13 protein-coding genes and 1 pseudogene are annotated in these 9,756 nt (G+C 69.9%); 12 read left to right on the top strand and 2 right to left on the bottom strand.

The window, feature by feature from the left end:
* Together Q0R63_RS00965 and Q0R63_RS00960 are read right to left on the bottom strand one after the other, a co-directional pair.
* The coding region (locus Q0R63_RS00965) for a GAF domain-containing protein (protein ID WP_295692665.1) at positions 1-276 on the bottom strand (276 nt) is incomplete at its 3' end.
* 40 nt (positions 277-316) lie between these two features.
* Complete coding sequence (locus tag Q0R63_RS00960; protein ID WP_295692662.1) at positions 317-1,156, bottom strand: SDR family NAD(P)-dependent oxidoreductase; 840 nt, start codon at positions 1,154-1,156, stop codon at positions 317-319.
* A 391-nt stretch (positions 1,157-1,547) separates the two neighbouring features.
* On the opposite strand from Q0R63_RS00960, the gene Q0R63_RS00955 reads away from it, so the two are divergent.
* The 12 genes and pseudogenes from Q0R63_RS00955 to Q0R63_RS00900 all read left to right on the top strand — a co-directional run.
* Positions 1,548-1,688 (top strand): hypothetical protein, encoded by a 141-nt coding sequence (locus Q0R63_RS00955; RefSeq protein WP_295692659.1) that lies wholly within the window; start codon positions 1,548-1,550, stop codon positions 1,686-1,688.
* 70 nt (positions 1,689-1,758) lie between these two features.
* On the top strand, positions 1,759-2,064 hold the full coding sequence (locus Q0R63_RS00950; protein WP_295692656.1) for a hypothetical protein: 306 nt from the start codon (positions 1,759-1,761) through the stop codon (positions 2,062-2,064).
* Positions 2,058-3,002, top strand: a complete 945-nt coding sequence (locus tag Q0R63_RS00945) for a hypothetical protein (RefSeq protein ID WP_295692653.1) — start codon at positions 2,058-2,060, stop codon at positions 3,000-3,002. The genes Q0R63_RS00950 and Q0R63_RS00945 overlap by 7 nt, the downstream gene beginning before the upstream one ends.
* A 181-nt stretch (positions 3,003-3,183) precedes the next feature.
* Entirely contained in the window at positions 3,184-3,813 is a 630-nt protein-coding gene (locus Q0R63_RS00940) for an SAF domain-containing protein (protein WP_295692651.1), read from the top strand.
* 12 nt (positions 3,814-3,825) lie between these two features.
* A complete protein-coding gene (locus Q0R63_RS00935) occupies positions 3,826-4,644 on the top strand; it encodes a hypothetical protein (protein WP_295692649.1) in 819 nt (272 codons plus the stop codon).
* A 257-nt stretch (positions 4,645-4,901) separates the two neighbouring features.
* Positions 4,902-6,248, top strand: coding sequence for an ATPase, T2SS/T4P/T4SS family (locus tag Q0R63_RS00930; protein ID WP_295692647.1), 1,347 nt, complete (start codon positions 4,902-4,904; stop codon positions 6,246-6,248).
* Between the two features lie 203 nt (positions 6,249-6,451).
* Positions 6,452-7,138 carry a type II secretion system F family protein gene (locus Q0R63_RS00925; protein ID WP_295692644.1) on the top strand — a complete coding sequence of 229 codons (687 nt, stop codon included), beginning with the start codon at positions 6,452-6,454 and terminating at the stop codon, positions 7,136-7,138.
* Between the two features lie 19 nt (positions 7,139-7,157).
* Complete coding sequence (locus tag Q0R63_RS00920) at positions 7,158-8,078, top strand: type II secretion system F family protein (protein ID WP_295692642.1); 921 nt, start codon at positions 7,158-7,160, stop codon at positions 8,076-8,078.
* Positions 8,079-8,173: 95 nt separating this feature from the next.
* On the top strand, positions 8,174-8,392 hold the full coding sequence (locus tag Q0R63_RS00915) for a hypothetical protein (RefSeq protein WP_295692639.1): 219 nt from the start codon (positions 8,174-8,176) through the stop codon (positions 8,390-8,392).
* Positions 8,393-8,418: 26 nt separating this feature from the next.
* Positions 8,419-8,850 carry a TadE family protein gene (locus Q0R63_RS00910; protein ID WP_295692636.1) on the top strand — a complete coding sequence of 144 codons (432 nt, stop codon included), beginning with the start codon at positions 8,419-8,421 and terminating at the stop codon, positions 8,848-8,850.
* Positions 8,851-8,969: 119 nt separating this feature from the next.
* Entirely contained in the window at positions 8,970-9,359 is a 390-nt protein-coding gene (locus Q0R63_RS00905; protein ID WP_295692632.1) for a TadE/TadG family type IV pilus assembly protein, read from the top strand.
* Positions 9,360-9,545: 186 nt separating this feature from the next.
* A pseudogene (locus Q0R63_RS00900) lies at positions 9,546-9,756 on the top strand (pilus assembly protein); the annotation flags it as partial.

Genomic DNA, 9,756 nt, shown 5'->3' with positions numbered 1-9,756 from the left:
GAGACCGCCGACCCAGACCCAGACACCGTGCACGTGGCCTCGGAAAGAGATCAATGGTTCGCAGACGACGTGGTGCTGACCGTCGCGGGTGGTGCGGTCTCCTTGCCGGCCGGTGGCTAGGGTGTCGGCAACAGCCTCCTCGACGGCGGTGAGGAAGCGCCCACGGCTGAGGACGGTGCGAAGGGGCACCATCCGCTTAGGGGTGGTCCCGACCCCGATGACGCTAGGTTTGCTGTCGCCGCCGAACGTCTCAATGAGCAGCCACTGGTCTGCCATCTCCCCGACCTCGTCTCGTACTTCGTCGTACACGCTGATTCTAGGGCCGGGTAAGCCCGAGACGCTTGGTGAGGAACTGGTATTTGCCGGCCACGAGGCGTGACGCGAGATCCGCTGCGTGGGCGTCTGAGCCGACGACGATCCTCTGACGTCCTTGGGTTGAGCCGCGGAGGATCGCCGCCGCGGCGTCTTCGGCGGAGGTGCGCGCGATGCGGCTGTCGAACTGGTGCTGGATCGCGGCGGCGTCCGTCTTCGGTGCATAGAGTCCGTTGCGCATGATGCCGGTGCGGACTCCGCCGAGGATCACGCAGCTCACCTTTACGCGGTCAGGGACCTCTTGCTGAAGGGCTTCGGTGAAACCCCGGACGGCGAACTTGGCGGCGTTGTAGGCGCTGTAGCCGGCGACGCCGACGAGGCCAAAGGCGCTGGAGACGTTGACGATTCGGGCGGAGGGTTGTCGCATAAGGTCGGGGAGGAATACTTGGCAGCAGGAGATCGTGCCCATGAGGTCGACGTCGAGGAGCCGCCGGATGTCAGCGATGTCGGCGTCCCTTAGGTGGCCGATGTGGATGAGGCCGGCGAGGTTGAACAAGCCGTTGGGGGCGCCTTGAGATGACGAGATCTGTTGTGCCGTATCGGCTACTGCGGCGTGGTTAGCCACGTCGACGACCCAGCTGGTGATGTCGACGCCGTGTCCCTGGCAGAGGGCGACCGTCTCGGACAGCGATCCATCGTTGTTGTCGAGCAGGGCGAGGGAGGTGCCCGCTCGCGCCAGCTCGAGCGCAATGGCCTGCCCGATACCTCCGCCGGCACCGGTTACGACCGCAAGGCGAAGGGGAGCGTACGGCTCGTCGCTGCGCTGGGGGGTGACGCGCGGCATGTGCATGGCTATCCTTTCGGTACTGCGCCCGGGAGCGTCTGCATCCGGGATGGGTCAGCGCTAGGAACCCATCGGCCTGATCCCCTGCACCGTAGCCGCGATCTGCCCTGCCATTGAATGGCGGCGGAACAGAGCACCAGGGAGGGCGCCGTGCCTCGTAGTCGCACCATTGCAACGACACCCGGTGTGTCGATGCGGTCTTGCGCTACCATCGGTGGGTTTTCTAGGCTAGTCTCAAAAAACCGAACTGCGACGCCTTTGTCCCCCTGGACCTGCCTTTGGGGCTTTAGGCCAGTAGAAGGGAGGGGATAAACGTGGCTAGCAAACGAGCTCTCATGACGGCTGCCGCCATCACGGCCGCCGGCGGCCTTCTGCTCCCCACCCTGGCGGCGTGCTCGACCACGCCTACCCCGTCAGCAACGACGTCGACGACCCAGCCCTTCAGCGCCTCACCCTCGACCCCCACGACTCGCGTCCCCTCCACCACCACCCCGACGACAAGTCCGGCCACTGCTGCCCTTCGCTCGGCTGAGGCATCAATCTCCTCCTTCTGGACTGTCGTCGACGCCCTCAGCGCGGAACCTAAGAGCGACCTCGTCGCCTTGGCCAAAGTTGCCCGCGACCCTTCTTTCCAGACGTGGCAGCAGCTCATCGTGCAGCTCCGGGTCAAAGGCGAGCGACTCGTCGGCAAGTCCCGCGTCCTGACCTCACGGGCCTTGAAGACGGGGCCAGCGCATTTCGCCGTCACCTCCTGCGTGGACGTCAGCGGCGCGAACTTGGTTGATGCTAAGGGCGTTCGGATCGCGACCCCCAACAAGGCTCCTCGGGTGCAGTATCAATATGCAGTCGTGCAGGGGACCGACGGCAAGTTCTACGTGTCGAGTGACAAGGCCATGGGGACATGCTGACCCGTCGGGCCGTTGCCCTCGTCATCTGCGCGCTGACCATGGCGCTCGTTACCCAAGCTTCGGCAGCCGCCGCCGGGGGCCCGGTTACCTGTCCGCCACCGTCAGTGCTGAATCCCTATGACGGCACGTGCCAGATCATCGTCACCGACCCGGGCGGCGGGGGCGGCACCGGAGGCGGCGGCCCTGGTGGACCGACCAAGCCGGTGGGCACCACTCCAGCCAAGTGCGTGTCGCGCTGGTCCGGCGCACCCACGGAAGTGCGATGCACCTCAGCCTCGGGGTACTGGTCGAATGGCCGCCAGTGCTATGTCCGAGAGATGAAGCCGCAACCGGCTAAGACCGACCCGGTCTGGGGTGGCCATGCCGACGGCACGGTCTACGTGTGCGAGCCCCCCGTGGCGTCTGCGGGCGGGCAGATCGTCACGTACTTCTGGGCTGCGGCACCGCCACCTGGGCCCGCAGCTCTTCCCGACCCCCGCGTCCTTGCGTCACGAGCCGTCGCGTCGATGCGGCTGCACGCCATCGCGATCGGGATCGTCCCTGAGCCGCGCCCGGGCAGCGTCGGGATCATCGGGCTTCCGACGTGGATGTGGGCGGACACACCTAACGCTCAGAGCCTGGGCCCCCTCACCCGAACCGCGACCGCCGGAGGGTTCACGGTTACGGCTACGGCGAAGGCGGATCGGACGGTCTGGACGATGGGCGACGGCGCCACCCTCACCTGCCGCGGCCCCGGCACCCCGTACGCCGACACGTACGGCAGGCAGCCGTCGCCAACCTGTGGGCACACGTACACGAAGCAGGGAACCTACGCGGTCCGGGCCACGACCTACTGGGTCGTGACCTGGAGCGGCATCGGACAGACGGGGACCATCCCGCTGGCCTTCACCGCAACAACCACCATCACCATGGGTGAAGCCCAGGTGCTCAACAGCTGACCCCCGAAGGGTGCGTACCGGCATGGCCAGCACGACAACGACCTCAGCAACATCAGCGGCGTCGCCGACGTCAGGGTCTCACCCGCCCACGCGACCACCCACAAAGGCGAACACCGATCCTTCCGGAGGATCCTCGAGCGCCTGGCGTGCGGGACGACGGCGACCGAATAGCGAAGACGGCATGAGCGAGGCGACATCGTCCATGGCGCCTGCGCCGCAGCTTCGGCGTCGTCCCGTCCTGATGGTGGCATCAGTCGCGGCCGTGTGTTTGGGCGCGTTGCTGGGGGTGTGGGCGTGGACGTCGACGAGCACGACGCACGAAGTGGTCGCCGCCCGCCAGACCATCACCCGGGGACAGACCATCAGCCAAGCCGACCTCATGACCGTGCAGGTCGGGGTCGACCCTGGACTGAAGCCGATCCCGGGCAGCCAGCTCGCCGGTCTCGTGGGCCAGCGGGCGGCCCTGGACATGGCGGCCGGGTCACTGGTCACCAATGACGACGTCACCGCGACGGTCCTTCCGAGGCTGGGTATGTCGGTGGTCGGGGTCGCCCTGCCTCCGTCGCTCTTGCCCGGTGAGGCGCTGGTCGCCGGCGATCGGGTGCGGGTCGTCGCAACCCCCGGTCAGCAGGGTGACGTCGGGTCGGAGCCTCCCGCGACGATCCCGGCGACGGTGGTCGGTGTCTACCCAGACGGCCAGAGCGGCCAGACCGTCGTCTCGGTCGAGGTGCCGCAGGAGCGAGCGGCGGAGCTGGCCGCCCGCTCGGCCACGGGCAAGGTGGCCCTCGTCCTCGACAGCCGCGAACGGTGAGGCGGTGACGACATGGCCGTGATCGTGCTCTGCTCCGCCTCCGGGTCGCCGGGAGTGACGGCGACAGCGTTGGGTCTGGCCCTGGCCTGGCCCCGCCCGGTGCTGCTGGTGGACGCCGACCCCACGGGAGGCTCGGCCATCTTCGCGGGCTACCTGCGGGCGCAGTCCGCCCCCAGCGACTCGCTTGTCGACCTGGCCGTGGCCGTGCGCGACGGCCACCTCACCTCAGCCATCGCTGCCGCGACCCTGAGACTTCCCGGCCCGACCGGGGCGGACGTCTCGACGGTGTCTCTCCTGCCGGGGACCCGTGCCCACGGACAGGCACGCGGGCTGGCCGGGCTGTGGGAGCCGCTGGCCGCGGAGCTCGCCGCGCTCGAGGCCACTGGGCAGGACGTGATCGTCGACGCGGGAAGGCTCGGGTTGGTGGGCAGCCCTGAGCCCGTGTTGTATGCCGCTGACATGGCGTTGCTCGTGGCACGCTCCGACCTGGTGTCCTTGGCGGGGGCGCGCTCATGGGCGGAGACCCTGCAGACCGGGTTCGAGCGGGTCGGCGGAGTGTCGGCGCTGTCACTGCTGCTGGTGGGGGAGGGGCGGCCCTACTCGGCCAAGGAAGTGCGCAAGGTCCTCCAGATCTCCGTGACCGCCTCCCTGCCCTGGGACCCGGACGCGGCCGCCGTCTTCGCGCGGGGAGCGACGGCTCCCCGCCGGTTCGCCTCGTCCGCGCTAGTGCGCAGCCTGACTGCGGCCAGTACCGCGGTCCAGGCTGGGGTCGCGGCCAACCGCGAGCAGCTGGTGGCCGTGGGTGCGGGCAGCTCCGGGGGACTCCCATGAGCAGCGACCTCGCCTCCGGCCACGCCGCCCGGCCTGACCCCAGCGACCCGACCTCCCTGCCCTTGTTCGCGGTCACTCCCCAGCCGGGGACGCCTCGACGACCCGGGCGGGTGCGGGGATCGTTCTCGATGACTGCCCCGAACACTCACCCCCAAAATGCGACGCGCGACACCGCACAGGGGAGCGGTGCTGGCCGTATACCGTCGGCCAATGTCCTGCCGCGCCTCCCGCGACAGGCTGGCCTGCTCAGGGACACCGTGGCAGGCAAGCTCGACTGGGAACTGGTGGCCGCGTTGCGTCAGCAAGCGTCGGACCGGCTGAGCTTGAGGATGGGGGAGGACCGGGCACACCTGCCCCCTGCGGCGCAGCGGGAACGCGGTCGCGCGATCATCCTCGACCTGCTGCGCGCAGAACACGACGAGCGCGTCAGCTCCGGGCAGGACACTTGGTCCCTGGCCGAGCAGGACGCGCTGGCCCGAGCGGTCGACGACGCCCTGTTCGGGCTGGGCCGTCTGCAGCCGCTGGTCGACGATGACCGGGTCGAGAACATCCTGATCTTCGGGTGCGACTGCGTCGTGCTTGAGCTCAGCGACGGCCGCCTGCTGCCCGGGCCGGCGGTCGCGGACTCGGACCAGGAGCTCATCGACTTCCTCGTGTTCCTCGCGTCCCGGTCCGAGGTCAACGCTCGGCCCTTCTCGCAGGCTCAGCCGCGACTGCACCTGCGCCTCGACGGTGGGGCGCGGCTCGCGGCCGCTGCCTGGGTCACCCCCCGCCCCTCGGTCGTCATCAGACGCCACCAGCTGCGGCAGGTCACCCTGACCGACCTGGTCGACCGCGGCACCGTGTCAAAGCTGGCGGCGTCGTTCCTGTCGGCGGCGGTCAAGGCGAGGCGCAGCATCGTCGTCTCCGGTGCGCAGAGCGCGGGAAAGACGACGTTGGTGCGGGCGCTGTGCGCGGAGATCCCCCGCCACGAGGTCATCGGCACGTTCGAGACCGAGTACGAGCTGCACCTGCACGAGCTGAAGACCCAGCACCCGTACGTCTTCGCGTGGGAGGCCCGCCCCGGGTCGGGTGAGCGGTCCGCCGACGGGTCACAGGCGGGCGAGTTCACCCTCAGCCAGGCCCTTTTCGACTCGTTCCGGTTCGACCTGTCCCGCCAGATCGTCGGGGAGGTCCGTGGCCCCGAGGTCCTGGCCATGCTCAAGGCCATGGAGTCCGGCGCCGGGTCGATCTCGACCACCCACGCCCCGAACGCTGAGGCCGCGATCAGCAAGCTCGTCACCTGCGCCATGGAAGCCGGCCCGCAAATCACCCACGACTACGCCGTCCGGGCGATCGCCGCCAGCATCGACGTCATCGTCCACGTCCACCTCGAGACTACCCCCCTGCCCGACGGCACCGCCCAACGCGACCGGTGGGTCGCCGAGATCATCACCGTCACCCCCGGGGAACGCGAGAAGGGCTACGCCGTCCAACACGTCTTCCGGACCACGCCCGGCGCGCGGGTTGCTGAGCCTGGCGTGCTGCCCGACGACTACCGGGACCTGCACCGGTGGGGCTTCGCCCTGACGGAGTTCTACGGCGCCAGCGAGGCCGTGTCATGACCGCCCTGATCCCTGCCCTGGCCGGAGCGCTCGTCGTCGCCGGCCTGCTCGGTGCGGCAACGTCACTGCGACCTGTCCGCTCGGACGCCCCTCCCGGTCCGGTGGGTCGGCCACCGCAACCAGTACGGCGTCCATTCGCGGGCATTGGCCGCGTTGTGACGGTGAGCCGGCGGACCCGCGTGCTCGTAGGGGCAGGCGTGGCGGTGGGACTGCTGGTTGCGGTCCTGACGGGTTGGCTGGTCGCGATCCTCGTGGTGCCGGCAGCGGCGGCGGGGCTGCCCGTCCTGCTCTCCGCGCCGGCGTCGACGGGTCAGATCAGCCGCCTGGAGGCGATGGAGGAGTGGACCCGGTCACTGTCCGGGATCCTGACCGCTGGCGTCGGTCTCGAGCAGGCGCTGATCTCTACCCTTCGCTCGACTCCCGAGGCAATCCGCCCCGAGGTGACCCGGCTGGCGTCCCGGCTGCGGGCGCGGTGGGCCACCGAGGACGCCCTGCGGGTCTTCGCGGACGAGCTCGACGACGCTACCGGTGACCTGATCGCCGGCAACCTCATCCTCGGTGCCCGCCGCCGCGGCGCCGGCGTCGCGAGCGTCCTGGAGTCTTTGGCCGAGTCCGTCGCCGCGGACGTGCGCGCCCGACGTGAGATCGAGTCCGACCGGGCGAAGCCCCGCTCGACCGCGCGCTGGGTCACCCTTATTACCGTCTCGGTCCTGGGGGTCCTGGCCCTGACCGGCGACTACATCGCCCCGTACGGGTCCCCGATCGGGCAGCTCCTACTGGTGCTGCTGCTGGGCCTGTACGTCGCGACGCTGCTGTGGATGCGGCACATGGCCACCGGTGTCCCGCTGCCCCGGTTCATCGGGGCCGCCGCCCAGGACGCAGCCCGATGACCTGGCCGGGGGAGCTGTGATGGTCACCGGGCTGCAGCTGGCGCTGGCCGCCGGGGCGCTGATCGGACTCGCTGCGGCACTGCTGGTCTGGCGCCTGGCACCCGTCGACCCCGACCTCGCCGACGCGCTGGAACGGCTGTCCCCGCAGCACACCCGACGCCGGACGGCCGACACCGCCCGGGCCGGGGTGGGTGGCTCCGACGTGCGGGACCAGCTGGGGCGGTGGGGGATGACGACCCTGCCCGCCGGAGCCTGGGGGGTCACGCCGACGAGGGAGCTGGCGATCCTGCGGATCCCGCTGAGCCGGTACTACGGCGAGAAGCTGCTGTTCGCGTTGCTGGGGCTGGTCATCCCGCCGTTGCTGACGACGTTCTTCGCCCTGATCGGGGCGCACCTGCCGCTCTACGTCCCGGTCGGGGCGACCGTCGTGCTCGCGGCGGTGATGTTCTTCCTGCCTGACTACAACGTGCGCGACGATGCGAAGAGGGCCCGCGCCGAGTTCGGCCGCGCCCTCGGCGCGTACATCGACTTCGTGGCCCTGGAGCGCAACTCCGGCGCCGGGCCTCGTCAGGCCATGGAGGTCGCCGCGGCCGTGGGTGACTCGTGGGTGTTCCGCCGCCTCGGGGAGCAGCTGGCCCGGACCCGCTGGTCGGGGCTGACTCCGTGGGACGCTCTGCACGCCCTCGCTGACGAGCTCGGCCTGCCCGAGCTCGACGACCTCGCCGACATCATGCGTCTGTCCGGGGAGGAGGGCGCACAGATCTACCGGACCCTGCGCGCCCGGTCTGCCAGCATGCGCGCCGCCATGCTCACCGCTGAGAAGGCCAGGGCCAACGAGATCGGCGAGAAGATGTCGATCCCCATGAGCCTGCTCGGCGTCATCTTCCTCGCCATCCTCGTCGCCCCCGCCCTCCTGCGCGTCATCGGAGGTGCCACCTGAGCAACCAGGCGGCACAGCGCCGTTCAGCGGCTAGCACCGTCAGCCACCCCAGTCACCCAGCCACAGAACCGTCACAGAACTCGAGGGAAGAGACCATGTACTACCTCAGCGCCACACTCCACGTCCTCGGCGTCCACGCGACCCAGCAACTCCACGAGGGACTGCTTGAGCGCCGAAAGACGCTCGGTCGCGCCGACCGCGGGTCGGTGACGATCGAGCAGGTCGTCTGGGCCGTCGCGGTCATTGCCATCGTCGGTATCGTCGTCGTCGCGATCACCAACTACGTCACCACCAAGTCCGCCCAGATCCGATAGCCCGACCGAATCCCACCGACGCGACGATGACCTCGACGACCGCAACCGCATCCATCCCGCTTGCTGCCCGGGGTAAGGCGGTCGCGCGTCGACGTGACGACGGTTCGGCATCGATCCAGCTCGTCGTGCTGATGCCTGCCCTGTTCTCGGTCATGTTCCTCGGAATGCAAGGCGCGCTGTTCTACCACGCGCGCACCGTCGCGATGGCGGCTGCGCAGGAAGGGGCCCGCACGGCAGCCGGCCTGACCGGCACCGGACCGGCCGGGACGCAGGACGCCTACAGCTTCATCACCGATGCTGGCGGCGCCGACGTCCTGAAAGCCCCCCAGGTCACCAGCAGCCGCAGCGCCACGAGCGCCACCGTCACCGTCACCGGGATATCGCTCAGCGTCATCCCCGGCTGGTCACCCACCATCACCCAGAGCGCGAGCTTCCCGGTCGAACGGATCACCCAGTGACGGCCACCCGATCCGCCCGGTCATCCGCACTGGCGTGGCAGCTTGCATGGCACGCGTGGCGGGTTCGGGCACGGGTGGAGTGGCTCCGGAGAGCAGACCGCCAGGAGGGATCGGCGGCGGTGGAGGCTGTCATCGGGGTCCCCGCGTTCCTGCTCTTCGTCAGCCTCATCATCTTTGCCGGACGCGTCGCGATCGCCACCCAGGCCGTCGAGTCGGCCGCCAACGACGCCGCACGGGCCGCCTCCATCTCCCGCAGCGCCGGCCCCGCCGCAAGCGCCGCCAGAACGGCCGCCACCACCGCGCTGGCCAACCAGGACCTCAGCTGCCGCAGCACCAGCGTCACCATCGACATCAGCGGCTTCGCCGCCCCCGTCGGCACCCCCGCCAGCGTGCGGGCCACCGTCACCTGCGTCGTCGACATGGCCGACCTCGCCCTGCCCGGTGTCCCTGGCACCCGCACCGTCACCGCGACCATGTCATCACCGCTGGACACCTACCGAGAGCGGTAAGAGATGCTGTACCGGGAATCAATGACACCGGATCACCAACCGGCTAATCACTCGCGCAGTGCCGCAGTCTCACCGTGTCGCCGGGACGGTGGCTTGCGGTCGCGACGTGGCACGTCACCCGAGCGAGTCGTCCGAGGTCGGGACGCCGGGTCCATCAGCATCTGGATCGCGACCGGTGGTCTCGTCATGATCATCCTGGTCGGTATGGCCGTCGACCTCGGCGGCCAGGTCTTCACGCAGCAACACGCGCGGGACATCGCCAGGCAGGCCGCCCGGGCCGGTGGCCAGCAGCTGCAGCCCGCACCCGCCGTCCGCGGTCTCGGTGTCCGGGCCGACCCGGCCGCCGCGGTCCGGGCCGCCCGGACCTACCTCGCCGCCGAGGACCTGACGGGGTCCG

Source organism: Lapillicoccus sp. (genome assembly GCF_025353065.1).
In the GTDB taxonomy this organism is placed as follows: Bacteria; Actinomycetota; Actinomycetes; order Actinomycetales; family Dermatophilaceae; genus Lapillicoccus.
Note: the sequence above shows the minus strand (reverse complement) of the source record. Positions and strands in the feature narration are given on the sequence as shown.

Excerpts from the sequence above, each read along its gene's own strand:
- Q0R63_RS00945 (WP_295692653.1), top strand. The coding sequence starts at position 2,058 with ATGCTGACCCGTCGGGCCGTTGCCCTCGTCATCTGCGCGCTGACCATG.
- Q0R63_RS00915 (WP_295692639.1), top strand. The coding sequence starts at position 8,174 with ATGTACTACCTCAGCGCCACACTCCACGTCCTCGGCGTCCACGCGACC.
- Q0R63_RS00920 (WP_295692642.1), top strand. The coding sequence starts at position 7,158 with ATGGTCACCGGGCTGCAGCTGGCGCTGGCCGCCGGGGCGCTGATCGGA.
- Q0R63_RS00935 (WP_295692649.1), top strand. The coding sequence starts at position 3,826 with ATGGCCGTGATCGTGCTCTGCTCCGCCTCCGGGTCGCCGGGAGTGACG.
- Q0R63_RS00940 (WP_295692651.1), top strand. The coding sequence starts at position 3,184 with ATGAGCGAGGCGACATCGTCCATGGCGCCTGCGCCGCAGCTTCGGCGT.
- Q0R63_RS00910 (WP_295692636.1), top strand. The coding sequence starts at position 8,419 with ATGACCTCGACGACCGCAACCGCATCCATCCCGCTTGCTGCCCGGGGT.
- Q0R63_RS00960 (WP_295692662.1), bottom strand. The coding sequence starts at position 1,156 with ATGCCGCGCGTCACCCCCCAGCGCAGCGACGAGCCGTACGCTCCCCTT.